This window comes from Noviherbaspirillum sp. (assembly GCF_035254685.1).
GTDB lineage: Bacteria > Pseudomonadota > Gammaproteobacteria > Burkholderiales > Burkholderiaceae_D > Noviherbaspirillum.
This window is the reverse complement of record NZ_DATFAI010000056.1, coordinates 60384-85653: the sequence shown is the minus strand read 5'-3', so window position 1 is coordinate 85653 and position 25270 is coordinate 60384. Positions and strand designations below refer to the sequence as shown.

At 61.5% G+C, this 25270-nt stretch carries 20 protein-coding genes, 2 tRNA genes and 1 pseudogene; 9 read left to right on the top strand and 14 right to left on the bottom strand.

Annotation, left to right across the window (positions count from 1 at the left end; all coding sequences use genetic code 11):
- From VJ698_RS23975 to VJ698_RS23940, 8 genes and pseudogenes are all read right to left on the bottom strand, one after another.
- Positions 1–729, bottom strand: a pseudogene (locus tag VJ698_RS23975) (phosphomannomutase/phosphoglucomutase); the annotation flags it as partial.
- A 311-nt stretch (positions 730–1040) separates the two neighbouring features.
- Entirely contained in the window at positions 1041–3296 is a 2256-nt protein-coding gene (locus VJ698_RS23970) for a polysaccharide biosynthesis tyrosine autokinase (protein WP_324105335.1), read from the bottom strand.
- A gap of 109 nt (positions 3297–3405) precedes the next feature.
- Positions 3406–4536, bottom strand: coding sequence for a polysaccharide biosynthesis/export family protein (locus VJ698_RS23965; RefSeq protein ID WP_324105334.1), 1131 nt, complete (start codon positions 4534–4536; stop codon positions 3406–3408).
- Positions 4537–5083: 547 nt separating this feature from the next.
- On the bottom strand, positions 5084–7582 hold the full coding sequence (locus VJ698_RS23960; RefSeq protein WP_324105342.1) for an ABC transporter permease: 2499 nt from the start codon (positions 7580–7582) through the stop codon (positions 5084–5086).
- A complete protein-coding gene (locus VJ698_RS23955; RefSeq protein WP_324105333.1) occupies positions 7582–8166 on the bottom strand; it encodes a DUF4126 domain-containing protein in 585 nt (194 codons plus the stop codon). The genes VJ698_RS23960 and VJ698_RS23955 overlap by 1 nt, the downstream gene beginning before the upstream one ends.
- Positions 8167–8243: 77 nt before the next feature.
- Positions 8244–9257, bottom strand: a complete 1014-nt coding sequence (locus VJ698_RS23950) for an adenosine deaminase (RefSeq protein WP_324105332.1) — start codon at positions 9255–9257, stop codon at positions 8244–8246.
- Positions 9258–9494: 237 nt separating this feature from the next.
- Positions 9495–9887: a TraR/DksA family transcriptional regulator gene (locus VJ698_RS23945; RefSeq protein WP_324105331.1), complete on the bottom strand. Its 393-nt coding sequence runs from the start codon at positions 9885–9887 to the stop codon at positions 9495–9497.
- A gap of 76 nt (positions 9888–9963) precedes the next feature.
- Complete coding sequence (locus tag VJ698_RS23940) at positions 9964–10980, bottom strand: SDR family oxidoreductase (RefSeq protein WP_324105330.1); 1017 nt, start codon at positions 10978–10980, stop codon at positions 9964–9966.
- A 467-nt stretch (positions 10981–11447) separates the two neighbouring features.
- Between VJ698_RS23940 and VJ698_RS23935 the strand changes: the two genes are divergently transcribed.
- From VJ698_RS23935 to VJ698_RS23920, 4 genes are all read left to right on the top strand, one after another.
- On the top strand, positions 11448–11726 hold the full coding sequence (locus VJ698_RS23935; protein WP_324105329.1) for a hypothetical protein: 279 nt from the start codon (positions 11448–11450) through the stop codon (positions 11724–11726).
- Between the two features lie 110 nt (positions 11727–11836).
- Positions 11837–13012, top strand: a complete 1176-nt coding sequence (locus VJ698_RS23930) for an HPP family protein (protein WP_324105328.1) — start codon at positions 11837–11839, stop codon at positions 13010–13012.
- A gap of 127 nt (positions 13013–13139) precedes the next feature.
- Positions 13140–13215: transfer RNA gene (locus tag VJ698_RS23925), tRNA-Thr, on the top strand.
- 103 nt (positions 13216–13318) lie between these two features.
- A complete protein-coding gene (locus tag VJ698_RS23920; protein ID WP_324105327.1) occupies positions 13319–13564 on the top strand; it encodes a hypothetical protein in 246 nt (81 codons plus the stop codon).
- A gap of 79 nt (positions 13565–13643) precedes the next feature.
- Here VJ698_RS23920 and VJ698_RS23915 read toward each other — a convergent pair whose 3' ends face one another.
- The 3 genes from VJ698_RS23915 to VJ698_RS23905 form a co-directional block, all read right to left on the bottom strand.
- Entirely contained in the window at positions 13644–14648 is a 1005-nt protein-coding gene (locus tag VJ698_RS23915) for a formylglycine-generating enzyme family protein (RefSeq protein WP_414691223.1), read from the bottom strand.
- Positions 14649–14851: 203 nt separating this feature from the next.
- The gene (locus VJ698_RS23910; RefSeq protein ID WP_324105326.1) at positions 14852–15181 is read right to left on the bottom strand and encodes a rhodanese-like domain-containing protein; all 330 of its coding nucleotides are present in this window, start codon (positions 15179–15181) and stop codon (positions 14852–14854) included.
- Positions 15182–15198: 17 nt separating this feature from the next.
- A complete protein-coding gene (locus VJ698_RS23905) occupies positions 15199–16470 on the bottom strand; it encodes an FAD/NAD(P)-binding oxidoreductase (protein ID WP_324105325.1) in 1272 nt (423 codons plus the stop codon).
- Between the two features lie 360 nt (positions 16471–16830).
- On the opposite strand from VJ698_RS23905, the gene VJ698_RS23900 reads away from it, so the two are divergent.
- The gene (locus VJ698_RS23900) at positions 16831–17634 is read left to right on the top strand and encodes a sulfite exporter TauE/SafE family protein (RefSeq protein ID WP_324105340.1); all 804 of its coding nucleotides are present in this window, start codon (positions 16831–16833) and stop codon (positions 17632–17634) included.
- A 134-nt stretch (positions 17635–17768) separates the two neighbouring features.
- Here the strand turns inward: VJ698_RS23900 and VJ698_RS23895 are convergent.
- Positions 17769–17845, bottom strand: a tRNA-Arg gene (locus VJ698_RS23895).
- Between the two features lie 600 nt (positions 17846–18445).
- Here VJ698_RS23895 and VJ698_RS23890 point away from each other — a divergent pair.
- Entirely contained in the window at positions 18446–19879 is a 1434-nt protein-coding gene (locus VJ698_RS23890; RefSeq protein ID WP_324105324.1) for a PAS domain-containing sensor histidine kinase, read from the top strand.
- An 18-nt stretch (positions 19880–19897) separates the two neighbouring features.
- Positions 19898–20548 carry a response regulator transcription factor gene (locus tag VJ698_RS23885; protein WP_324105323.1) on the top strand — a complete coding sequence of 217 codons (651 nt, stop codon included), beginning with the start codon at positions 19898–19900 and terminating at the stop codon, positions 20546–20548.
- Here the strand turns inward: VJ698_RS23885 and VJ698_RS23880 are convergent.
- Positions 20526–20690, bottom strand: a complete 165-nt coding sequence (locus VJ698_RS23880; RefSeq protein WP_324105322.1) for a hypothetical protein — start codon at positions 20688–20690, stop codon at positions 20526–20528. The two genes, VJ698_RS23885 and VJ698_RS23880, sit on opposite strands and share 23 nt — an antisense overlap.
- A gap of 90 nt (positions 20691–20780) precedes the next feature.
- Here VJ698_RS23880 and VJ698_RS23875 point away from each other — a divergent pair, with 90 nt between their 5' ends.
- Complete coding sequence (locus tag VJ698_RS23875) at positions 20781–22559, top strand: diguanylate cyclase (RefSeq protein ID WP_324105321.1); 1779 nt, start codon at positions 20781–20783, stop codon at positions 22557–22559.
- On the opposite strand, the gene VJ698_RS23870 is transcribed toward VJ698_RS23875, so the two are convergent.
- Positions 22560–22835, bottom strand: coding sequence for a hypothetical protein (locus VJ698_RS23870; RefSeq protein WP_324105320.1), 276 nt, complete (start codon positions 22833–22835; stop codon positions 22560–22562). It lies immediately after the preceding gene.
- A gap of 205 nt (positions 22836–23040) precedes the next feature.
- On the opposite strand from VJ698_RS23870, the gene VJ698_RS23865 reads away from it, so the two are divergent.
- Complete coding sequence (locus VJ698_RS23865) at positions 23041–25089, top strand: flagellin (RefSeq protein ID WP_324105319.1); 2049 nt, start codon at positions 23041–23043, stop codon at positions 25087–25089.
- The last annotated feature ends 181 nt before the right edge of the window (positions 25090–25270 follow it).

Here is a 25270-nt window from a genome sequence, read left to right as displayed (position 1 = left end):
GAGCCGGTCGCCGTCGCCGTCAAAGGCCAGGCCGATTTCGGCATCGGTCTGCTGTAGGCAGCGGATCAGGTCCTGCAGGTTTTCCGGATGGGCCGGATCGGGATGGTGATTGGGAAAGTGGCCATCGACTTCGCAGAACAGTTCGATCACCTCGCAACCCATGCGGCGGTACAGCTCGGGGGCAAAAGCGCCGGCCACGCCGTTGCCGCAATCGACCGCGATCTTCATCGGGCGTGCGGGCTTAACGTCGCTGATGATGCGTTCGAGGTAGGCCGCCCTGATGTCGTGTGTGCGGTAGCCGCCGTTGCCGCTGGCAAAATCGCCGCGGGTGATGGTGCGGTACAGGTCCTGGATGGCTTCACCGTAGATGGCTTCGCCGGCCAGCACCATCTTGAAGCCGTTGTAGTCGGGCGGGTTGTGGCTGCCGGTGACCATGATGCCGGAGGCGGCATCGAGGACATGGGTCGCGAAATAGAGCATGGGGGTGGCGACCACACCGAGGTCGATGACGTCGATGCCGGCGCGACGCAGGCCGGAAGCGAGCGCATCAGCCAGTTCGGGACCGGACAGGCGGCCGTCGCGGCCGATGACCACGCTTTGTTCGCCCTTTGTTCTGACCGCAGTGCCGAAGGCCTGGCCGATCTGGCGCGCCACGCCGATGTCCAGCGTCTTGCCCACGATACCGCGGATGTCGTATGCCTTGAAAATGCCTGGAGTAGGAGTCAACACGTTTAGGAGAAGATGACAGAGTAATTCGGAGCCGCCGCGCACGCGGCGGCTAGTGCTTGTGGCTCGGGGCTCGATGCTACTGCGTCACGACACATCGCCACACCGTTCCCGCCTCCCGCTAGAGTCAGGGTATGCACATATCTTTTTCACTTGCTCCTGAGAGCGGGGACCACGGGAGCGCACATTGTCAAACCGAACGTTCGCACCCGCCCCCGATCAGGTCAATGCGTCGCGAAGCCGTTTGCATGTCCCAGGCTGCAAGGACGAAAGAGCAGTTCCACGGCAATCTGTGACGCACCGGCACTCTGGCCTTACGATGCCTCGATCAATGGCGTATTGTCGGATGGCCGCTGCCCATAGCCCCTGCCGTAGGAGTAGCCGTAGCCGTAGCGTCCCGGCCGCACCTTGAGGTCATTGAACAACACACCCTTGGCTTCCAGCCCGGCCTGACTGAGGCGCTTGAGCGATTCGCCGATTTCGCCCGGGGTCGTCACACCGGCACGGGTCATGATGTAAATGGCGCCAGCATGCGCGCCGATGATCATCGTGTCAGCGACCGCCAGGATCGGCGGTGCATCGATCAGCACGAGGTCATAGCGCGAGGAAAGCTCCTGCAGGTGCGCACCGAAGCTTGGGCGCAGCAGCAGTTCCGACGGATGCTGCGGCAAGGTGCCGGTAGTGACGAAGTCCATGTTCTCGATCACCCCGTGGTGGACCACCTGCTCCAGGTGGCGCGCGCCGGCGATGGCATCGGACAGTCCGTCATGCCGGCCGAAGCCGAAGTACAGGTGCAGCAGTCCGTTGCGCAGGTCGGCGTCGATCAGCAGGACCTTCTTGCCGGTCGCGGCCATGATGGCGGCCAGGTTCGCCGAGACGAAGGACTTGCCCATGCCTGGGGTTGCGCCGGTGATCAGCACGATATTGTTCTTGAACTGCGGCAGCGAGTACTGCAGCGCGGTGCGGAAATTGCGCAGGCTCTCCACTGCAACGTCGCTCGACGACACGTTCGCGAGGAGCGGCACCTTCTGCTGCTTGGCATTAACCTGCTGGTACAGTTCACGCTGCTTGCGGCTGTGCGGGATCGTCGCATACACCGGAATGCCGGCGATCTGCTCGACCTGCTCCGGCGAATCGACGCCGCCCGTCAGTGCCTTGCGGATGAATGCGATCACTGCACCGAGGAACAGGCCGGCCATGATCGCGATGGCGATGATCGCCGGACGGTTCGGCTTGATCGGCTTCTCGGGCAGCATTGGCATGTCGACCAGGCGCACGTTGCTGACCTTGCCCACGGTGACCAGCTTCAGCTGCTGAGCGGTATTCAGCAAGGCGGTGTAGAGGTCGGTATTGACCTTCACTTCACGCTGCAGGCGCAGCAGGTTCTGCTCCAGCGAAGGCAGCGTCTTGATGTGATCGTTGATGGAAGAGATTTCGCCGTTGATTTCCTTCAGCTGGCTGTTGATGCCCTGCACCGCAGGATGCTCTTCGGTGTAGCGCGCTAGCAGTTCGGTCTTCTTCTGCTGCAGATCCATTTTCTTCAGCTTGGCCGCGGCCGACTGCTGCAGGCTCAGCTTGGATTCTTCACCGAGATCCACCGTGCCGTTCGCATTGCGGAAGGCGTTGTACTTCGCTTCTGCCTGTTCGAGCTGCGACTTGAGCTCGGGCAGCTGCTTGTTCAGGTAGGCCAGCGATTTTTCCGCTTCTTCGGTCTTGCGCGAAGCGTTCTGCTTCGTATATTCCTTGCCGATTTCCGTCAGCACCGCATTGATCATGTGCGGGTCGGAACCCTGCAGGTTGACGTTGATCACGCCCGACTGCTTGCCGCCCAGCTCCTCGAGCTTCATGCGGTGCTGGATGTTTTCGATGGTGGCAAGGCGCGATGCGCGCGACATCAGAAATTGCACCCCGGGCTGGCCGTCGATGCGGTCGATGCGCACTTCAATGGTCCCCTTCGGGAGTTCGAAAATCGCTGTCTCGCCGACCTTCGCCTTGAGGTCGATGCCCTGTTCCTCCTGCGTCAGGCGATACATGCCATTGCCCTCGGCCGTCACCACGAACTCGCGGTTCAGTAGCGATTCCGGAACGTTGAAGGCTGCCACATCAATCTTCTCCGCGCCCCAGGCATAGCCGCCGTAACCGAACAGGCCCGGTGTCGACAGCTTCTTGTTCTTCTTCGCGATCCATGAGCCGATGCCGGGAAAATATCGCGGTCCCGCATTGATGTACAGGCGCAGGTTGTCAATGGCGCGCGACACGACCAGCCGTGAATGAATCAGCTCCATCTCGGCCATTGCCGATGTCTTGACGTCGAACATGGAAGACAGGTCGCCAAGGATGTTCTTCGACTCCCTCTGACCTTCCTCTTCCACATGAATCAGCATGTTGGATTGAAAGACCGGCGTTGTGATGAATGCGTATGCCGTGCCAAGAATGGCCAGCACGACAGTGATGGTAACGATCAGCCACCGGCTTTCCCAAAGGACATCGAGATAGCCTGCCAGTTCGAATTCATTTTCTTCCTGACGGATCGGAGGACCGGAAAGCTTCGGTATGGATTGGTTCATCATAGGCTTTTCTGCTTTTGGTTAATACGAACATGAACGATGCGGATCGATGCATTCGCTTCTGCAAAGGCCATGCCACCGGAAGCATCTGCGCGGCCCTTGCTCATGGCCATTACGGTTTGGTCGCCGGCGTCACAGCACCAACTGCCGAGGACAGTGCTCCAGGCAGCAAAAGGCTGATGGCGCGATGCCAGTTGGCGAGCGGTGTCGCTGCCACGAAGACGACGTCCTTCGGGCTCAGCTCGAAACCTTCCGCCATGGCGAGCGCGCCGGGCGAGCGTCCGTCGAGCTGGTAGACGACCTGGTCCGTGCCGTTCCTGCGCACCACATAGATCTGGCTGCCGTCGCCGCTGGTCGGATTGATGCCGCCCGATTCGCCGAGTGCTTCGTTGAGCGTCAGGCGTCCGTTGTGCATCGGCAGGGCGCGCGGGCTGACCACTTCGCCCGACACAAAAACCTTGCTTTCGTCACGCGAACGCACGCGCACCACGTCGCCGTTGGCGAGCAGGATGCTGGCCGGGTTGACGCCGCGCTGTACCAGTTGCGGCAGGTTGATGAAGTAGTTGGTGCCACTACGGTTGACCACCACCTGGCTCTGGTCGCCGGTCGGCAGCACGCCCCCTGCGCGGTTGATCGCTTCGACCAGCGTCATTGGAATGTCATTGATCGCCTGCAGCCCAGGGTTCTTCACTTCGCCATCCACGTAAACGCGCTTGCTGCGATAGGACTGCACGCGCAAGGTCACGCGCGGCTGCTTGAGATAGCGCGACAGCTTGCTGGCGAGGAGATTGCGCGCCTGGTCCTGCGTCAGCCCGGCAACCTTGATCGGTCCCGCATACGGAAACTGGATCATGCCTTCGTGATCGACCATGAAGCCGGACGGCGGCGCGGTCGTTGCTGCGGTTGAGGCATCCGCGCCCGGCCCCACCTGGCCCCAGGCGGAAGTCGTCGCAGCATTGGAGAGCTCGGGATGGTCCCACACCACGATCGACAGGATATCGCCCGCATCGATGGTGTATGGCGTGGCTTTGCCAAGCAGCTTGCTGATGTCCTGGCTCACCTGCTTTTCGCGCAGTGCACGTTCGGTTTTCACGAGCTGGGGTGTAATCGGCTTCAACGTGGCATTTGCGGCCTCGGCGCCACTCGCGCTGTCGGAACTCGAGGAATTCAATCCGGAAGACTGATAGTGCATGCCGGGAGCGACCGATGTACAGGCAGCTGCCCACGGCACCAGGAGAACCACGCTCCATTTGTTGAGAGTAGCTTTGGAACAGAAACGCATATGATTACCCCACATGATTTGCACGACGTTGCCAAGTCAGTGTTTGGCATGTGCAGAGTTAAGTTAAGGAAGCCTGTATCGGATAGGTGCCCGAATCCGTGCATTCACGCAGACGGGCAAGGCAACCGCGGGCCGGACATGGTTCCGGAGACATGATTCCCGCTGCACGATAGAGCGGGTACGTAGGCCGCCCCATCTTTCGTTGCCGTTCGACCATTGGCGACTTATCTGATCTACAACTCTACGTATCCCCCTATTGCCTGTTTTGACGTGTATCAACGCAAAACCAGATATGAAATTCCCTGCGTCGGAAGCGTTGCAGCGACCTCAAAGACAGCAATTCAAGCAGGCGCGTGCGTGCAACATGCAGCCAGGGCGCGCGTGGCGACGATGGCTGCAGCATCAAGATAGCGGGGAGAGACGCGAGCTACATTGCGCAAAAGCACGCAATGAATTGAGCAACATTAAAGGTGAGGTGACGATCGTCGCGCAGGCTGTGCGCCCATGCTTACGCGCCGCGCAAGGTCTGCATGGGCGGCTGGTTCAGCACGTTGCGCAGCCCGGCCCATCCGCCGACGAAGGCGCATGCCGCGCCGGCCAGCAGGCCTGCGGCCCAGACGATCGGACTGAATGTCCAGTCGAAATTGAAAACCTGCCTGGCGAGTACCCAGCCGACCGCGGCGGCGCCGGTTGCGGCCAGCACACCGGACAGGCCGCCTGTCAGCGCGAATTCGATCCACTGCGATTGCGAAAGCTGGCGGCGCGTCGCCCCGAGCGCGCGCAGCAGCCCCGACTCGCGGATGCGCTCATCCTGCGACCCGACCAATGCGGCATACAGCACCAGCACGCCGGAAGCCAGCGTGAACAGGAACAGGAATTCCACTGCCGCGATCACCCGGTCCAGCACATCCTGCACCTGCCGGATCATGCTGCCCACGTCGACGACCGTCAGGTTGGGGAATTCGCGCATCAGTGAATTCACCAGCGAAGCCTTTTCCGGCGGCAGATAGAACGCCGTGATCCAGGTCTTCGGCATGTCTGCGACAAGGTGCGGATTGAGGATCACGAAGAAATTGACCTGCATCGATCCCCAGTCCAGCTTGCGCAGGCTGGTGACGGTTGCATCCACCTGCTGGCCGGCGATGTCGAAGCGCAGCCTGTCGCCCAGCTTGAGGTTCAGCGTTTTCGCCAGCCCCTCTTCCACCGAGGCCTCCGGCCGGCTGTCGTCATACCAGCGCCCCGCAACGATGCGGTTCTTCGGCGGGACGTCGCGCATTGTCGACAGGTTGAATTCGCGGTCGACCAGGCGCCTCGCGCGGTCATCCGCATAGGTCTCGCTTGTGATGACGGTATCGTTGACCTGGATGAGGCGACCGCGGATCATTGGATAGAGCAGCGGCTTGTCCACGCCCGCCTGCGCCAGCCGCTGTTCGACATCGGCCTTCTGCTCGGGCTGGATGTTGATGACGAAGCGGTTCGGCGCATCCGCCGGCGTGGAATTGCGCCACGCGTCGATCAGGTCGCCCCGGATCACGGTCAGGAGCAGCAGCGCCATCAATCCGAGCGAGAGCGCGACGATCTGCACCACGGTCGCTCCCGTACGGCGCTGCACTGCCGTCAGCGCGAAACGCCAGCCCGGATGGCGGATACCGCCGCGCGCCGTGCGCAGCAGGCGCAAACCCAGCCAGCCGCACAGCGCGAATGCCGCGAAGCTGCCGAGAAAACCGACTGCCGTCAGCAAGGCCAGCCGGGGATTGCCGGCCTGCCACAGCAGCAGCCCGACGAAGGCCAGCAAGCCAAGCGCATAGGTCGCCAGCGTGACCGGTTGCGGCGCATCCTGCTCGCGCCGGATCACGCGGTTGTGCGGCACGTTGCGCAACTGGAGGATGGGCGGGATCGCAAATCCGACGAGGAGCACGATACCAGTCGCCACGCCCTGCAGTGCAGGCATGAAGGTGGCCGGCGGCATGCTGCCGGTGACCAACCTGCCCAGGCCGCCAAGCAGGACGAAATGCGCAGCGAACCCGACCGCCGCGCCGAGCACGCTGCCGCCCAGGCCGAGCAGGAGGAATTCGGCCAGGTACATCGCAGTGACCTGGTTTTGCGTCAGGCCGAGGCAGCGCAACATCGCGCAGGCATCCAGGTGGCGCAGCATGAAGCGGCGCGCCGCCATGGCAATCGCGATGGCCGCCAGCATGGCCGACAGCAGGCCGACCAGCGACAGGAACTGTTCCGCCCGGTCCAGCGTGGCACGCATTTCCGGCCGGCCGGATTCGAGCGATTCGATGCGCACGCCGCGTACATTGTCGCGTTCAATTTGTGCCTGCAACCATCGCTGGAAGCGTGTCACCTCCCGCTGCTCGCCCGCCACCTGCAGCCGATAGCTCACGCGCGATCCGTTCTGGATCAGATGCGTGGCAGGAAGATCGGACAGGGGAAGCATCACGCGCGGCGCAAAGCTCATGAAACCGGCGCCGCGATCCGGCTCGACAGCGATGACCTGTGCGATGCGGAAGCGCTTGTCACCGAGGCGCAGCGTGTCGCCCGTCTGCACGTTCAGGCCGGCAAGCACAGCTTGGTCGACCCAGACCGTGCCCTCCGCGGGAATGTCGCGCGTCTCCACTTCCTTTCCGTCCGGCCCCGCCAGCTTGAGCGTACCGCGCAAGGGATAGCCGACGGAAACGGCCTTGACCGCCGCCAGCTGCGATATCGCCGCGTCACCCTCGCCGGTCATCGCCATGCTGGGAAAGGTGACGTTTTCAGCGAGTGCGAGACCACGTTGCCGCGCTTCCGCGTACCACGCGGCGTTGATCGGCTGGTCGGCATTGACCACGAGGTCGCCGCCGAGCAACTGGTGCGCGTCGCGGTTCAGTCCGGCCCGCATGCGATCCGTGAAAAACCCGACGGATGCCAGCGAAGCGACAGCCACGATCAGCGCCACCAGCAGGAAACGCAATTCGCCCGCGCGCCAGTCGCGCAAGGTCATCCGCAGGGCCAGGGCCAGCATCAGGTGCTCAGCCTTCGGAATAGCCATCGCAGACCGCGCCAGAGCTTGGGCAGCAGCCAGGCGGCGACGATGAAGAATGCGATGAGGAAAACGAACAGCACCCACGGATGGAAGAAGGCCGCCCACAGCCCGCCGAGCACGGCGGCATCTTCGGTGAACGACGCCGCCCAGTTGCTGAAAGGTTCGGGCGAGGTATTGATCAGCGCGCGGCTGCCGGCCTTGGTGAGATGCGCGCCAGCGGCGAAGGTGCCACCGAGGATGGCGGCAATCGTGGTCCATTCCGGCCCCATCTGCCCGAGGGCCGCCGCGCCGAGCACCGCGCCGGCCGGCACGCGGATGACGGTATGAATCGCATCCCATGCCGAATCAACGCCGGGCACCTTGTCGGCAAGGAATTCAACCACCAGCAATGCGCCGGTCACCGCCATCACCCACGGCGACTGCAATACCTGCAAGGCCGGCGGCAGCTCGATCCAGCCCAGGTGCGCGAACAGGCCGGCGATGAACAGCGTCATGTAGAGGCGAATGCCGCTGGCCCATGACAGCCCGCCGGCGAGGGCAGCGGCAGAAATCGTCTCAGGCATGTCTATCCTCCTCCGGCTTGCGATGCAGCCATGGAGGGGGAGCGTCCCGCCGGCATGAAAGTTCCGGCGGACATGCATCAACGCTCGAAGAAGGCATCCACTTCCTCCAGGTACTTCCGCTTGGTCGCGTCATCGAGGAAGGATGCAGCGAAGCTGTTGCGCGCGAGGCGCCGGGCGTGATCTTTCTCCAGCGGCAAGGACTCGAACATCTGCAGGAAGTTGTCATTGACGTAGCCGCCGAAGTAGGCCGGGTCATCCGAATTGACGGTCACGGTCAGGCCGGCATCGAGCAGTTTCAGCAGGTTATGGTCGGCCGGCTTGTCGAATACGCGCAGCTTGACGTTGGAGAGCGGGCAGACCGTGAGCGGTATCCTGTCACGCGCCAGCCTTTGCGTCAGCGCCGCGTCCTCGAGGCAGCGCACGCCGTGATCGATGCGTTCGACGTGCAGCACGTCGAGCGCGGTGCGGATGTATTCCGGCGGTCCCTCCTCGCCCGCATGCGCGACCAGGTGCAGGCCGAGTTCCTTGCAGCGCGCAAACACCCGCGCAAACTTCTCCGGCGGATGGCCGCGCTCGGAAGAATCGAGGCCGACGCCGATGAACTTGTCGCGATGCGGCAGCGACTGCTCCAGCGTGGCGAATGCCTCCTTCTCCGACAGGTGGCGCAGGAAGCACATGATCAGCCCGCCGGTCATGCCAAGCTGCCGCTGCGCATCCTGCAGTGCGCGATGGATGCCGTTGATTACCGTCTCGAACGGAACGCCGCGCTCGGTATGCGTCTGCGGATCGAAAAACATTTCGGTGTGGCGCACGTTGTCTGCATGGGCGCGTTGCAGGTAGGCCCAAGTCATGTCGTAGAAATCCTGCTCCTTCAGGAGCACGCTGGCGCCGGCGTAGTAGATGTCGAGGAAGGACTGCAGATCGGTGAATGCGTAGGCACGGCGCAATGCGTCCACGGAGGGATAACTAAGCGCCACGCCGTTGCGTTTCGCCAGCGCGAAAATCAGTTCCGGCTCGAGCGAGCCTTCGATGTGCATGTGCAGCTCGGCCTTGGGCATCTGCTGCAAGCGTGCGCGAAGTGCGGCATCCATTCATTCCCCTTTCATGTTCGTAGAATCTGGTGCGATTGTACGGCGAACAAGGGGCGTGTGTGTACCGCATCGAGAATGAGGAACGTGCGCGGAATGATTTTCCGATCTGGTGCACGCCTGACGGCGACGTCGCCGTGTTGCCGGTCGGATTGTGCAGCTCGCTACACAACGCTCCGGGCAGCTCGCACTGCATCCCGCCAGCCGGGCCCAAATCGGGGAATCATTCCGTGCACGTCCTTACATGGTCGTCCCGCGCATTGCATCCACATGCGTCTTTTCATAAATTTCCTGGCACGGGGCACACCGTTCCGCAGCGGGCTGCGCCAGCAGCCGTTCGTACGGTATTTCCGTCTCGCACGAAACGCAGTCGCCATACACGCCGTTTTCCATGCGTGCCCGCGCGGCCTCGATGCTGCGCAGCTCCATCAGGTCGCGTGTCACCGCGGCATTGCCCAGGTCCACCGCCAGGTTGGCAAACGATGAATCTCCCGGGTCGGGCACTTCGGTCGCCACGTCCAGGAATTCATCCTTTTCGTCAACGTCGCGATGCAGCTCGGCACGCAGTGCCTGTTCGCGTTCTTCCAGCAGGTGCTTCAAATGAGCGAGTTGCTCCTCGGTCAGGTTTGACATGGTGGTTCTTTCATCGTTGTGCATCAAGAAAAGCCGCCATCCACGGGATCACGGCCGGTGCGGGCAAGGCATCCTCTCAGACAGCCGGCCTCTGGCGCATCCGCCACAAGGCCGTCAGCGCAATTCCTGCTCCGAGCATGAGCGACATCACCGTCTTCGGATGCGTCGCGGCCTTGGTGTAGAGACTGGATTCGAACACATTGGCGCGATAGCCCGGCCTTTCCAGCAAGTCCGGCCCGGGTCCGTACAGGCTGTTCCGGGCGCGATTGCGCGCGGGCATGTCGGACTTCAGCTGCCTGAACAGAATGCTGCGGCGGTACCGATCCAGCATGCGCGGCGCATGATGCGCCGTCGACGACATCAGCTTCGCGGCGGCACCCACGAAGATGTCGCGTTCGACATGCTCGGCGGCATGCAGGATGGCCTCAGCGACGACTTCCGGCGCATAGACCGGCGGTGGCAGTCGGGGCTCGACTTCCAGGTAATTTTTCGCATGCTCGACGAACAGGGTGTCCACTGCAGCCGGCTTGATCAGCGTCACCGCGACCGGTGCGTGCTCCGCCTCCAGCTCCAGCCGCAGCGAATCGGTGAAGCCTTTCACCGCATGCTTGGAAGCGGAATAGATCCCCTGCAAGGGCATGGCGCAATCGGATTCTTCGCTGCCGATATTGATCAGTGCGCCGCCACGCTGCTTCAAATGCTCGGCGGCGACCAGGGAGCCATAGACCACTCCCCAGAAATTGGTCTGAAACAGGCGCCGCTGGTCATCGAGTGAAACTTCCTCGTTGCGCCCAAAGATCGCGACACCGGCGTTGTTCACCCATGTATCGAAACCGCCGAAGCGCTGGATCGCCGCTTGCGCCACCTTGCGCACATCCTCTTCAATGCCAACGTCGGCCACGACGTGGATCGCTTCGCATCCTTTTTTCGATAGCTCGAAGGCGAGCTGCCTGAGCGCATCCTCGTTGCGCGCCACAAGGACGATCTTCGCCCCGCGTGCAGCAGCCCGGCGCGCCGTGCTCAATCCGATGCCGCTGGTCGCGCCGGTGATCACGATCACTTGCTCCGAGACATTCTTGAGATGAATCCCCATCTGGAAGCTCCTTTCCACGTTTCTTCCCAGCGAAAACCATGCCCGTCGCGGAAACGCGTTGCCCCGCAGTACAAGCCTTGCCCGGTGATGATCAAGCTGAAATTTTTACCCGCCCGATGCGCGTTTTTGCATGAAGGCGTCCATGGCGTCCCGCCGCGATGGCCGCCCTTGCCCCTCAAGCCTGCCAATGCCGCTTTCATGCCCGGCTGCGGAAAGCGCTGCCTCGTGCGAGCTAGGCGCCCGGAAACAAGAGCCCCTGCGCGTATCAGAACAAGCGTATTCTCATATCCGCAGGAAAACCATGTCTGCGATCAAGCTTCCCATTTCGGCAAGCGGGAAAGGCATGTCGCGGAACTGCGCAACGTCGGTGTCATCGAAAAGCTGTTCACCGGCCTAGCGAAGCTTGGGGGAAAATGGACTCGAACAGGCCGCAGCCACGACAACACCAGGAACATGCGAGGCGTACGATGAGCTATCCCACCAATCAATTTGGCGTACCGCAATATCCCGACAATGATGCGCGCCGGCTCTTCGTCCTTCTTTCCGCCATCGACCTGCTCGAACGGCCGACCGTATCCGCCATCGCAGACCTGACCAGCCATGACAAGGAAACCGTCGATGCGGATATCCAGCGGCTGCGCGAGCAATTTGGCGTCGTGCTGCACAAGGTCGGCGAGATTTACCGGATCGAATCCTGGGGCGAGGTGCTCAAGCAAGATGGCGTCAAGCGCTACCTGAAAGCCTGATCGCCACCGCGGAACGTTTGCAGACAGAAAAACGGGGATCGGTGTACACTCCCGCCTTTTTTGTCAGTCTGGCAAGTCAATCGAGCCAGCGTTCTGCGGAGCAACAATAATTGAGAAAGGTCCTTCACGGGCTGCGCGCCTATCTGCCCGGCCGCACCGCCGTTCGCGGTACCGAACGTTTGCGTGCCTGCTGCGGCGCGATGCTCGCCGTCATCCTGACCGGCGCTACGAGCCGCCTGCTTCTCGGGCCGGGCGCGACCACCGCGCTGGTCGCACCGATGGGCGCATCGGCCGTGCTGCTGTTCGCGCTTCCCGCGAGCCCGCTGGCGCAGCCATGGTCGATCATCGGCGGCAATATCATCTCGGCGGCGGTCGGCGTGGCCTGTGCCCATGCCATCAACGACCCGCTGATCGCCGCTGCCCTCGCGCTGCCGCTGGCCATCGCCGCGATGTTCGCATTGCGCTGCCTGCATCCGCCGGGCGGCGCGATGGCGCTGACCGCCGTGCTCGGCGGGCCGGCAGTCCACGCGGCGGGCTTTGCTTTCGTGCTGTCTCCGGTTGGGCTCAACTCACTCCTGATGACACTGGTCGCACTGATTTTCAACAACGCCACGCGCCATCGCTATCCCCATCTCGCGCATCCCGATCACAGCAACACGCACGGCACCCGGGACGCCTTGCCCCGCGACCGCCTCGGCTTCACTCCAGCCGACCTGGACGACGTGCTGAAGCAATACAACGAAGTGCTCGACATCAGCCGCGACGATCTCGAATCCCTGTTCCTGCAGACGGAAATGCATGCCTATCGCCGGCGCTTCGGTGAAATCACGTGCGCCGACATCATGTCGCGCGATGTGGTGACGGTGGAGTCCGGCACCGCACTGGAGGAAGCGTGGTCGCTGCTGCGCAAGCACAAGGTGAAGGCACTGCCCGTAGTCGACAGCGCGCGTTGCCTCATCGGCATCGTGACTTTCGTCGATTTCATGAAGCACGCCAACCTCGACGTGTATCACGGCTTCGACGTCAAGCTGCGCCAGTTCATCCGGCGCAGCGCGCACAGGTTCTCCAACAAGCCGGAAGTGGTCGGCCAGATCATGACAAGGACGCCGCGCACCGCGCGCGCAGACATGCATATCGTGAACCTGGTGCCGCTGCTGTCCGACGTCGGCCTGCATCACATTCCCATCGTCGATGGCGAGCGGCGGCTTGCCGGCATGGTCACACAGTCCGACCTGATCGCCGCGCTTTATCGCGGCAGGCTGGCCGACACCGCGCAGGCGGCCTGACGGGAAAAGCGATGCAGCGGGCACGGAGTTATCGCAAGGCAATTCCTGCGAAACCTTCCCGCCCCTTGTCGCGCATCAAGATTGGAATGGCGCGAACAAATAGGATGGTATGCACCACCTGTGCCGTGCCGGCTTAGCTCAATTGGTAGAGCAGTTGAATCGTAATCATCAGGTAGGAGGTTCGAATCCTTCAGCCGGCACCACTCTCTCAAGCGTCTATACTGGAATCAGATCCCGCGGCGAATTCTGCGTCGAACCGCATCGCTGCGACAGGGTCGAACAGAAAGTTCTCACCAGGAGCTTGTCATGAAACGGAAGACCAAACCCTCACCGGGTGCGGCTGCCCACGGGCTTCCACAGAAGCCCGCACAGAAGCCCGTTTATACCGTGCATAGCCCGTTTATCGGCAATCCTTACGCCGGCAAACCGCTGGACGGCAGCCAGTACCTTGATGTCATCGAAGAGCAGGAATACGCAGACCGCCGTCCGACGCCGGAAGAACAGAAGCCGCGTTTCTCGGACGACCATCACGAACAGGCAGACAAGAAGTAATACCGCCGACATCGACTAAATAAATGAATCCCGGTCGCATGCGCTGCGTGCACGCGATTCTTCAGATGCCGCGCCGACCTCAATCGGCTTCGCGCACCAGGCGCATGCCGACCAGCGTATAACGCGTCTGCGGCGTGTTCCAGTTGCGGAACGACGCGCGCGCATAGAACGACCACGTGTGCCAGGAACCGCCGCGCCGCACGCGCACGGAACCCGACTCCGGCCCTTGCGGATCATCCACCGGCGACCTGGCGTAATAATTGTCGTCGTGCCAGTCCGCGCACCACTCCCAGGCATTGCCGAGCATGTCGTACAGGCCGAATGCATTTGGCGCAAAACTGCCGACCGGCGCGGTGAATTCGAAGCCGTCATGCGCTTTCAGCGCGTACACATCCCACTTCGGCCAGTCCTTCTTCGTGTCGACATCGAAGGTATTGGCGATCTTAACCAGTGATTGCGGATCATCGCCGCTGTAGTAGCGCGTGCGTGTTCCAGCGCGCGCGGCGTACTCCCATTCGGCTTCGGTCGGGAGGCGATAATGTTTTCCCTCGCGCGTGCTCAGCCATTTCGCCATGGCGACGGCATCATTCCAGGTCACGTTCACGACCGGGTGGTCGTCTCCTTGTGGGAAGCCGGGATTGCGCCAGGAGTACTTTGGGTCGCGCCCCTCGAAGGCATCGCCGCGCTTCGTCTTGGAGGGATCGTAATCACGGTTGAAGCCATACCCACCCGTGCCGTCCGCTTCCGATTCCGGCTTGTAGCCCGACTCTTGCAGGAAGCGCCGGAACTGCCCGACCGTCACCTCGTACTGCCCCATGTAAAACGCTTTCGTGATGCGCACCTTGTGCACCGGCGCTTCATCCGAAAGAAGCGTGAAGCGATGCGGATCATACTGGGGATAAGCTTTGGCAAGCGCTTGCGGCGACTCGTCGCTGCCCATCATGAATTCGCCGGCCGGCACCAGGACAAACTTCATGTCGAGCGAATTCTCGATGGCCTGCCTCGCATCGTCCGCCTGTGCGGAGGACATCAGCAGCGTGGTGAGGAAGAAAAGTGCGGTGCGTGCGGCGGAAAAGAAATGCATCGATCGGCCCCGGCGAAGTAGTGAGCGGCGCGCTCATAGAAGGCACCCTGCTTCGCCGGTTGACGCATCCGTCAGGACTGGAGGCGAATCATGCGCCCGCATCGCTTTCCCTTCCATCGGCAGCCTCGCGGATGGAAGGGAAAGTGCGGGACGATCTTACCATCGATCCGCGTCCGGAAATGCATGGCGCCGGACGCGCTTGTTCAGCGAACGATGTCGCGTTTCAAACGTGAAGCGACTGCATGCACGCCACCGCCATTGATGACGTTGCCGTACCCCATGCCGAGCAGTTGCTGGCGCGCCGAGGCCGAGCGCGCCCCGCTCTGGCAATACACCACGATCGGAGCCGCCTTGTCCTGCGCCACTTTGCCGATGCCCTGCGCGATGGCCTGCAGCGGCAGGAGAACGGCGCCCTCGACATGCCCTGCCGCATACTCGGCCGGCGAGCGCACGTCGATCAGCGTCGCGTCGTCCGGCAACTCCTCCGCCGGACCGCCAGCGACCATTGATACAAACTTTTCCAGAATTCCCATGTTTCTCCTGTATGAAATTATTGATCGAGCCGCTGGATGCCAAGCGACTTGAGAATGTACTTCTCGTAGATCGGCTCCGAGGTGCCGTTCTTCATCTTGTACATGAAGTATTTTTCATAAGCGACCTTGGCCACGTGCACCCACTTGCCGCGCTTCATCCAGTTGACGTTGCGCGGCGGGATCTGCGGCAAGGCGACGAACGCAATGCCTGTCTCGCCCATGTCAGCCAAACAGATCGCGTTCCAACTTCCCTTTGCGGTCGCAGGTTCGCCGGCAAGGTCGGCAGCGATGTTGTGCACGATGGCCGTCACCATGGTTTCGATCATGTAGCCGGTCTTCGGCGCGCCTGTCGGGACCGGCGTCGCTTCCACCGGCGGGATCGCGATGCACACGCCCGCCGCAAAAATATTGCGGTACTTCTTGCTGCGCTGGTATTCGTCCACCATCACGAAGCCGCGCGGATTGCACAAGCCCTCGACCCCGGCAACCGCATCGACGCCACGGAAGGCCGGCAGCATCATGCTGAACTTGAACGGCAGCTCATGCTCCTTCTTGACCGCGCCGTGCTCGTCAAGTTCAGTGACGAACATCTTCCCCGGCTCCACGCGCGTGACCTTGGCGTTGGTGATCCACTTGATATCGTTGTGGCGCAATTCGCTTTCCAGCATCGACTTGGAATCGCCGACACCGCCCAGGCCGAGGTGTCCGATATACGGCTCGCTGGTGACGAAGGTGATCGGCACCTTGTTGCGCAATTTGCGCCGGCGCAGGTCCGTATTGAAGACGAAGGAAAACTCGTAGGCCGGACCAAAGCATGAAGCACCCGGCATCGCGCCGATGATGGCAGGCCCAGGATCCTTCAGGAATGCCTCGTAGTCTGCATATGCCTTCTCGGAGTGATTCAGCGTGCAGATCGAATGCGTACTGCCGGACGGCCCCGAGCCGGGCACCTCGTCGAACGCCAGCTTCGGGCCGGTGGTAATGACCAGAAAATCGTATGCCACGCGATTGCCGTCGGCCAGCAGCAGGCTGTTCTTGTCCGCGTCAATCGTGGTGACCGGCTGCGCGATGAAGTCGATGCCTTTCTTTTCGAGGTAGGGCCGGATCGGGAATGTCACCGTCTTGCGGTCGCGCCAGCCGACGGTCAGCCAGGGATTCGATGGAATGAACTGAAAATAATCGACTGCGTTGATCACTGTGATGCGGTGGCTGCGGTCGAGCTTGTTGCGAAGCTCGTAGGCTGCCGGCATGCCGCCGATGCCCGCGCCGAGAATAACGATATGTGCCATATTTGTCTCCTGATGTCAGCGATGTGAATGATGCCAATCCCGTCCGTCGGCCTGCCGCATGTTGTCCCTGCTGCCGTCCGCCTTCGTTCGTCAGCCGTTTTGCGGCCTTCCGGTTCCGGCGGACCAGCTGGCACCTGGCGCTCGTTTCAGCACGTGCCATGCCGATCAGTTTAATATATTATGTAACTAGATAATTACATACGCAACCATGCAATTAGTCAATAGACGACCTGAAAAAAAGCCCGGCACGCAAATGCCACCCGTTCGCGCGGAACGCGTTCGTACGGAACCCATCAGCAAGTGGATGATCGTGAGGAGCGCGACGCTTCTGCCTCGCACCCGTATGTCCAGCCAGGCACGATGAGCGCGCTGATTCTTGGCATCATCGTCGGCGTGGTCCTGGCCCTGACCGGCGCGGGAGGCGGCATTCTCGCCGTCCCATTGCTGATATTCGGCGCGCGCCTCGGCGTCGCCGAAGCCGGCCCGATCGGACTCCTTGCGGTGGGAATGGCCGCCACGCTGGGTGCGCTGCTCGGACTTCGGGCAGGCACGGTGCGCTATCGCGCCGCGCTGCTGGTCGCATGCGCCGGCATGCTCTTTTCTCCGGCGGGAATCTGGCTGGCGCAGCGCACGGACAACCGCTGGCTCGGTGTCCTGTTCGCCCTCATCATGCTGTATGTTGCCGTACGAACCTACAGGCAGGTCCGTCAGGCAGGAAAGCACGCCAGCCATACCGAGGCATTGCACGCGCCACCGCCCTGCGTCCGTTACCGGGAAAGCGGACGTTTCATCTGGACGCTCCCCTGCGCACGCGCCCTCGCCCTTTCCGGAACGCTCGCCGGGCTGCTGTCCGGCCTGCTCGGCGTCGGCGGCGGCTTCGTGATGGTGCCGGCGCTGCGGCGCTATACGGATTTAGGAATGGAATCGATCATCCCGACTTCGCTCGCCGTCATCGCCCTGGTATCGGCCATGGGAGTGGCTTCCAGCGCCATCGCGGGCCAGCTGAACTGGGGGATTGCGCTGCCTTTCTCCCTCGGCAGCCTGGGTGGAATGATCGCCGGCCGCTTCATCGCCGGCCGGCTCGCGGGACCGCAAATGCAGAAAGGCTTCGCCATGGTGTCGGCGCTTGTAGCGGTCGGGATGATCGTGAAGGCGTTCGCGTAAATCGACGGGCGGCGCGGCGAATGCGTCTGATGCGGAAACGGTGACAGCATCGCTGAAAATTCGCGACGCAAAAAAAACGGGTTAGTGCTTGAACACTAACCCGTTTTGAATGCTTGATTGCTCAAGCAACGTTCTGGTGCGGCTGGCAGGAATCGAACCCACGACCCCTTGGTTCGTAGCCAAGTACTCTATCCAGCTGAGCTACAGCCGCGTAAAACGAAATTATAGCACCCGTTCAACAAGAATTGGAAGCCCTTTCATTCAGGATTTTTTCGACCGTATCCACGGGACCGGAATCGGGGCATCCATCACCTTCCCCTGTTGCGCAGACGAGTCGTTGCTTGCATCGCGCACCGCGAATTCTCCCGTTCGCCTGGGGTTAATGCTTCCTGCGAGAAAACTTATGCTAGAGTCGATCACGCAATAATTCTCGCACGCCAACGCTCATCCCGGCGTCTCTCGTATCGAAGGACATGAACATGGAACGACCACTGCACCCTGCGCTCCGCATGGAGACGTCGGTCGCCGCCTTCATCGTTCCGACGTCCAGCACGGCCTCCTCACTCCATCCGGCATCCGGTGTTTCCAAAGGTTTCCTTTCGGCGACGGCACGAGAATTGCTTTCAGGAATGGCATGTATGCAAGGACAGGATTACCATATCGGCAAGCCGAACCCTGCCGGCCGCCTGAACTCCTGGCCGAGGGCTTCGCACGTGCAGGGAATGCGCGCCTGAATTTGCCCTGCACACTTCGGCCCCTTGGGCCGGATTGCGGCAAGAATGATGAGACACACCGGGAAAGAATCAGCAAGATGATGCAAGCGGAATGGCTGCCGATCGTGATGCAAGGCTCGTTCAGCGAGATCTATGTCATCGACTGCAGCAGCTTGCGCTACGTGGAAACCAACCACGCGGCGCGCAAGAACCTTCAATATACAGCTACCGAGCTGGCCGCAATGACGCCGCTCGGCATCGCACAGAGCCTCTCGAAAGAGGTGCTTGAGAACATTCTCTTCCCGCTGCGCTGCGGCCGCGCAAACCGCGCCGCGCTGGAAACCGTCCACACGCGCAAGGACGGGTCGAGCTATCCGATCGAGTTCCGCCTGTTCCATTGCGCCTCCGCCACGAGGCCGGTCTATATCGCGATCGGCAACGACGTCAGCGCGCGGCACGCCTCCGCCAAGGCGCTGCGCGTGAGCGAAGCGCGCCTGCGCACCATCATCTCCAACACGCCCGGGCTGTTCTTCCAGTTCCTGAAGCGACCGGACGGCAGCACGTCCTTCCCGTATCTCAGTGACGGATGCCGCTCGCTGCTCGGGGTGACGGCGGAACGCCTGCGCGCCGACTCGGCGCTGTTCCTCGACCTGATCGTGCCCGAAGACCGTCCGTCGTATCTCGCATCGATGGAAGCCTCCGCCGCCGAGATGAAGGAGCTGAACTGGGAAGGCCGCATCTGGATCGAGAAGTGGAAAGACATCAAATGGATCAACCTCCGCTCCACGCCGCGCGCCCTGCCGGGCGAAGGCGTGCAGTGGGAGGGCATCATGACCAACATCACGCAGAGCAAGTTGGAAGAAGCCGAGGTCAAGCGCTCGCGCGCGCAGCTCGCTGAACTCTCGGCGCACGTCGAGACGGTCAAGGAAAAGGAACGCACGCGCATCGCGCGCGAAATCCACGACGACCTCGGCGGCAACCTGACCGCGATCAAGATGGCACTGGCGCTGGTGAAAAAGCGCCTGCCCGCGGAAGACATCGCACTGGGCGACAAGGCCAACTACGTCGACGCGCTGGTGGATCGCACCATCGAAGCAGTGCATCGCATTTCGATGGATCTGCGCCCCAGCATTCTCGATTTCGGGATCGTCGCAGCGGCAGGTTGGCAAGCCAAGGAATTCGAGAAGCAGTTCGGCATTGCGTGCGAATTCTCATCGAACAAGAAAGAAATCGATCTTCATCCAGATCAAGCCACGGCGCTTTTTCGCATTTTTCAGGAAGCGCTTACCAATATCGGGAAACACGCGAATGCCAGCCGGGTAACAGTCCGGCTGGCGCGCACCAACCGCAACGTTCGCCTGGTAGTTACGGACAACGGCTGCGGCATCGCAACCAAGGACCGTCTGAAGCCGAAGTCATTCGGCATCCGCGGCATGGTGGAGCGAGCAAATGCGCTAGGGGGGAATCTGTCGGTCAGCAACGCTCCCGAGGGAGGGACCGAAGTAGCGCTCAAGATTCCATTATCGGAATGACCATCTGAAAGTAGCATTATGACAGCAAGCGAAACAATAAGAATCCTGATTGCCGACGACCACGCGATCGTGCGCGAGGGATTGCGGCAGATCCTCGCGGATACCGGGGACATGGTCGTCGCCGGCGACGCCGAAAACGGCCATGACGCCATCAAGCTCGCCCGCAACGGCGACTCCGATGTGCTCCTGCTCGACATATCGATGCCGGACAAGAGCGGCATCGAGGTCCTCAAACAGGTGAAGAAGGATGCGCCCAAGCTGGCGGTGCTGATGCTGTCCATGCATCGCGAGGACCAGTATGCGATCCGCTCGCTCAAGGCCGGCGCCTCCGGCTATCTGAACAAGCAGAGTGCTCCCGCGGAGCTGGTTGACGCCATTCGCCAGGTTGCCGCCGGCCGCAAGTACATCAGTCAGGCGCTCGCGCAGGAACTCGCCAACCAGGTCGGCGACGAGAACCGCGAAGTGCCGCCGCACGAAACGCTGTCCGATCGCGAATACCAGACGCTGATCATGATCGCGTCCGGCAAGACAGTCAGCGACATTGCGGCCGACCTGACGCTGTCGGTCAAGACAATCAGCATGTACCGCTCGCGCCTGCTGCAGAAAATGAAGATGCGCCACAACGCGGAACTGACGCACTACGCGATCAAGAACCACCTGGTGGAATGATCCCCATCCCCTGCCCAGGGGATGGAATGCCACGCAGCGTTGGCAAATGCATATCGATCAGTCGGCGCGCCGCTTCCAGCGCCGCGCCGGCCAGCAGCACTTTACACTCCACACCGAAAACCAAGAGTAGGTTGGTTTTCAATCTCCTAATTTCTCTATCGCTGGTGCTTCAAGAAGGATAGTATTGCTCCTTGCCCCGGGCCACACACACCGCGCCCCGCAGAACGCACCCATGCAAGAAAAAACACAAAAACCGGAACAGCAAAGTCCCGCTGACGTCGCGCGCGAAGCGTTTCGACGCCTGGCGACGCGCCGCATTGCCCCTACGCCGGATGCCTACCGCGAGATCTACGACGAGATCCTCGGCAAGAGCAAGCAGTCGAGCGCAGAAAAGATCCTGGCGGAGTTCGTCGCCAACCTCGCCAACGCCACCGAAGACATCGCGCCCCTTTCCGCGACGATGAAGCGCGCACTCGACGACCGCGACTGGCAGGAATGCGGAAAGCAGCTCACCGGTCTGCTGGAGAAGCATGTCAGGCTGTCAACCGAACTCACCGCCGCGACCGTCAAGGCCGCTGCCGCGAAAACGCCGGAGAAGCCGACCGCGCCCCGCCCTGCTTCCGGCATATCGCTGGTGGACGAGGAGCCGGCGACAGCAGCACGATCGCGCGCCATTCCATTGGTCGATGACCCGCTACCGGCCAGGCGCAGCACATCCATCCCTCTGGTCGACGATGCCAGCGCGCCTCACGCCACGACAAAGCCCGCCGCGCCTCCACCCGCAGCTTCATCACCAATGGATGAAAGCCGCCAGATGCAAATGCTGCGCGAACTGCTTACGCGCACGTTGTCACTGGCCGTCGGCTCCCTGCTGCGCGGCACGCCTGCCCTGCAGGAAGAATCCGAGCGGCTGGCCGAAGCGGTGAAGGATGCGCACACCGAACAGGCGCTCATGGACATCAGCACGCGCCTCAAGCAGCTCTGCTTCAAGGTCGAGCTCAAGAGCGAGGATATGGCCGAAGAGCACGAACTGCTGCTGCGCCTGTTCAAGCTGCTGCTGGAAAACGTCAGCGAACTGCTCGAAGATGACTCCTGGCTCAGCGGCCAGATCAGCAGCGTGCAGGAATTGCTCGCGGGGCCGATCACGCACAGCGCCCTGATGGACGCCACGCGCAGCCTCAAGGAAGTGATCTACAAGCAGAGCATGCTCAAGCACAGCCTGGCCGAAGCCAAGGTCACGGTGAAGAACATGATGATGACCTTCGTCGATCGCCTCGGCGCAGTCGCCACCAGCGCAGGCAATTTCCACCAGAAGATCGACCAGTATTCGCAAAAGATCAGCCAGGCCAAGGGCATCATCGAACTCAACAGCATCCTCAAGGATGTCATGCGCGATACGAAGCTCGCTCAGGAAGAAGCCTTGCGCTCGCGCGACGAGATGATGGCCGCACGCCACGAAGTTCAGAACGCGGAAACGCGCATCCAGGATCTAGAATCAAAGCTCGTGCAGATGAGCGAACTGGTGCGCGAAGACCAGCTGACCGGCAGTCTCAACCGGCGCGGCCTCGATGATGTGCTGGAGCGAGAAATGTCACGCGCCGACCGCCGCAAGTCCCCGCTCTGCATCGCCATGCTCGACCTGGACGACTTCAAACGCCTTAATGACACGCACGGCCACAGCGCCGGTGACCAGGCGCTGATCCACCTGGTGAAGGTGGTCAAGGACACCCTGCGCACGCTGGACGTCATCGCCCGTTTCGGCGGCGAGGAATTCATGATCGTGCTGCCGGAAACCTCGCTGCAGGACGCGATGCAGACCGTCACGCGTGTGCAGCGGGAACTGACCAAGCAGATTTTCATGTATGACAACCAGCGGCTGCTGATTACCTTCAGTGCCGGCGTGGCGCTGCGTGCGCCGGGTGAGGATCAAGAATCGATGATCAAGCGGGCGGATGAGGCTTTGTACAAGGCGAAGAAGGCGGGGAAGAATCGGGTGGTGGCGGCCGAGTGATCAAATCGGCCAAACTTCCGGCCTGCAGCCTTGCTCAGCATTTTCTGGGAAAGCGCCATGGAGATGCCGGACAGGCTTTTCCCGCTGCGTGTGCGCAGGCCACCGCAAAAAGCGGGTGAATAACGGCAGCGTTTCGACAAACTTTAGCCCTGCTTCTTTTTCATCGTCCGCCCATTGCCGCTCCTCGCAGGCAGGGAAGCCCGAACAGCTTGGTTTTCCGGCATTTTCCGGCCAGCCGCTCCCCTTTTCCTCCGGTATTTTTATTTCAAGGCTCAAGGTTTTTCGTGGATGTCCGAAACAGAGCTTAGCCGGCCAGGTTTCGGCGAGACCAGAAAAGGATTAAGCGAAAAGAAAGCCTAAACTTTTTCCGATCTTGTCCGATAAAGGGATCATAAGCGGTTCGCGTCAGGGAAATTTCGAACGCAAACCAAGGTGAAATCGAACAAGCCGGTGACCATCGGACCATTACAGGAGAAACAAAATGGCTTCAATTATCAACACCAACCTGGCGTCCTTGAATGCGCAGCATAACCTGAACAAGTCGTCGAATTCGCTGAATTCGGCATTGCAGCGCTTGTCCTCCGGTTTGCGCATCAACAGCGCGAAGGACGACTCCGCCGGCCTGGCCATTTCGGAGCGCATGAATGCGCAGATCGGCGGCCTGGACCAGGCTTCGCGTAACGCCAACGACGCAATCTCGCTTGCGCAAACGGCTGAAGGCGCCTTGTCCTCCATCGGCGACAACCTGCAGCGTCTGCGTACCCTGGCGGTGCAGGCAGCCAACGGTTCCAACAGTGATGCCGACCGCGCTTCGATCCAGAACGAAGTGTCGCAGCTCGTGTCCGAAATCGGCCGCGTATCCAGCTCGACCCAATTCAACGGCATCAATCTGCTCGACGGCTCGTTCAGCGGCCAGACCTTCCAGGTCGGCGCCAATTCTGGCCAGACCATTTCCGTTTCGATGGACAGCGCGCAGATCACGAAGCTCGGTGCAACACAATCCGCTTCGCTGAGCGCATCCAACAACGGCACGGCACTGTCCGGCGGCGACATGATCCTGAATGGCGTGTCGATCCGCGCTTCGTCCGCTACCGACGATACGGCATCGACGACCGGTGGTGCCGCCAGCGCAATCGCCAAGGCAGCCGCAGTCAACGCATCGTCCGCGCAAACTGGCGTTACCGCAACGGTCAACGCCAACATCGCACAAGGCGCTTCCCATACGGCGACAGCTGGTACTGGCACACTGACCGTCAACGGTGTGACGACCGCAACGGTTACGATGGCCGGCGCCGATGGCACGATCGATCGCGCAGCCGTCGTGAAGGCCATTAATGACATTTCCGGCCAGACCGGTGTGACAGCTGTGGACACAGGCCTTTCTGCCAACGGCATCAAATTGATGGCAGCGGACGGCCGCAATATTAATGTTGTGCTCAACTCCGCAAGCGGTGCATTTACCTCGAGCACCACCGGCGTAACGACAGGCACGTCCTACGGCACATACACGCTCAGCTCCAACAAGGCAATTGTAGTCACCGATACGACTGGCATCGCGAATGCAGGTTTGAATGCCGGTACGTACTCGACGCAAACCGCCTATGCGTCCACAACAACCGGACAAGCTGCCGCGTTCAGTGCGGGTGATATCAAGATCAATGGCGTGCTGGTCGGCGCTTCCCTGTCGAGCTACGACACGTCATCGACCGCTGGCAACACCTTCAGCGCGATTTCCAAGGTTGCCGCCATTAATGCGATTTCCTCGCAGACCGGTGTGACGGCAACGGCCAATGCCAATAATGCAACCGGCGCAGCAATGACCTCCAGCGATGGTGTCGGTACGATTACCATCAACGGTCAAACCACGGCATCGATCACGCTGACTGGCACGGCTTCGTCCGATCGCACTGCGGTTGTCACTGCGATCAATGCGATTTCCGGCCGCACCGGTGTGATCGCAGTTGATGGCGGCACCTCCGCAAACGGCGTCAAGCTGGTGGCTGCAGATGGTCGCAACATCGTGGCTGCGCTCAATTCCACAAGCGGTACGGCATTTACCTCCGCCACTACCGGCGTGGTCGCAACGACAACCTACGGCACCTTCAGCCTCAGTTCGTCCAAGTCGTTCACCGTTGCTGAAGGCACGACCGGCAACACCTTGTCCTCGCGGGGCATGCTGGCAGCCGGCACCTACGGCGCAGGACGCACCGGACAGGCACTGTCAACCGTCGACGTATCGACCGCAAAAGGCGCCAATGACGCGATCGTGGCGATCGACAATGCGATCAGCTCGGTCAACTCGAGCCGTGCGAACCTCGGTGCGATCCAAAACCGCTTCCTGTCGACGGTGTCCTCGCTGCAGAACGTTTCGGAAAACCTGACTGCAGCACGCAGCCGGATCACCGACGCGGACTTCGCGGCTGAAACCGCCAACCTGACCCGCGGCCAGATCCTGCAACAAGCCGGTACGGCGATGCTCGCGCAAGCGAACAGCCTCCCGAACGGCGTGCTGGCCCTGCTCCGCGGCTAACAGACAGCGCAGTAACGGCGTAACGATCCCGGCCGGAAGTTTCGGCCGGGATTTTTCCTAGAACGCCCGTGAAAATGCCGGCCGCCCGATGCGATGGGTACGACGATATTTTCACAGACGCTCTGAAGATGGCACGTGTGCCAGGCTTTTCGACGGACCGGAAGAAGTTCGACATGACGTC

What these genes read in the sequence shown, in the direction of transcription:
- VJ698_RS23865 (WP_324105319.1), top strand. Translation starts at nt 23,041, where the DNA reads ATGGCTTCAATTATCAACACCAACCTGGCGTCCTTGAATGCGCAGCAT.
- VJ698_RS23960 (WP_324105342.1), bottom strand. Translation starts at nt 7,582, where the DNA reads ATGCTGGCCCTGGCCCTGCGGATGACCTTGCGCGACTGGCGCGCGGGC.
- VJ698_RS23915 (WP_414691223.1), bottom strand. Translation starts at nt 14,648, where the DNA reads ATGCATTTCTTTTCCGCCGCACGCACCGCACTTTTCTTCCTCACCACG.
- VJ698_RS23950 (WP_324105332.1), bottom strand. Translation starts at nt 9,257, where the DNA reads ATGGATGCCGCACTTCGCGCACGCTTGCAGCAGATGCCCAAGGCCGAG.
- VJ698_RS23945 (WP_324105331.1), bottom strand. Translation starts at nt 9,887, where the DNA reads ATGTCAAACCTGACCGAGGAGCAACTCGCTCATTTGAAGCACCTGCTG.
- VJ698_RS23890 (WP_324105324.1), top strand. Translation starts at nt 18,446, where the DNA reads ATGATGCAAGCGGAATGGCTGCCGATCGTGATGCAAGGCTCGTTCAGC.
- VJ698_RS23885 (WP_324105323.1), top strand. Translation starts at nt 19,898, where the DNA reads ATGACAGCAAGCGAAACAATAAGAATCCTGATTGCCGACGACCACGCG.
- VJ698_RS23920 (WP_324105327.1), top strand. Translation starts at nt 13,319, where the DNA reads ATGAAACGGAAGACCAAACCCTCACCGGGTGCGGCTGCCCACGGGCTT.
- VJ698_RS23905 (WP_324105325.1), bottom strand. Translation starts at nt 16,470, where the DNA reads ATGGCACATATCGTTATTCTCGGCGCGGGCATCGGCGGCATGCCGGCA.
- VJ698_RS23900 (WP_324105340.1), top strand. Translation starts at nt 16,831, where the DNA reads ATGAGCGCGCTGATTCTTGGCATCATCGTCGGCGTGGTCCTGGCCCTG.
- VJ698_RS23875 (WP_324105321.1), top strand. Translation starts at nt 20,781, where the DNA reads ATGCAAGAAAAAACACAAAAACCGGAACAGCAAAGTCCCGCTGACGTC.
- VJ698_RS23935 (WP_324105329.1), top strand. Translation starts at nt 11,448, where the DNA reads ATGAGCTATCCCACCAATCAATTTGGCGTACCGCAATATCCCGACAAT.
- VJ698_RS23955 (WP_324105333.1), bottom strand. Translation starts at nt 8,166, where the DNA reads ATGCCTGAGACGATTTCTGCCGCTGCCCTCGCCGGCGGGCTGTCATGG.
- VJ698_RS23970 (WP_324105335.1), bottom strand. Translation starts at nt 3,296, where the DNA reads ATGATGAACCAATCCATACCGAAGCTTTCCGGTCCTCCGATCCGTCAG.
- VJ698_RS23940 (WP_324105330.1), bottom strand. Translation starts at nt 10,980, where the DNA reads ATGGGGATTCATCTCAAGAATGTCTCGGAGCAAGTGATCGTGATCACC.
- VJ698_RS23910 (WP_324105326.1), bottom strand. Translation starts at nt 15,181, where the DNA reads ATGGGAATTCTGGAAAAGTTTGTATCAATGGTCGCTGGCGGTCCGGCG.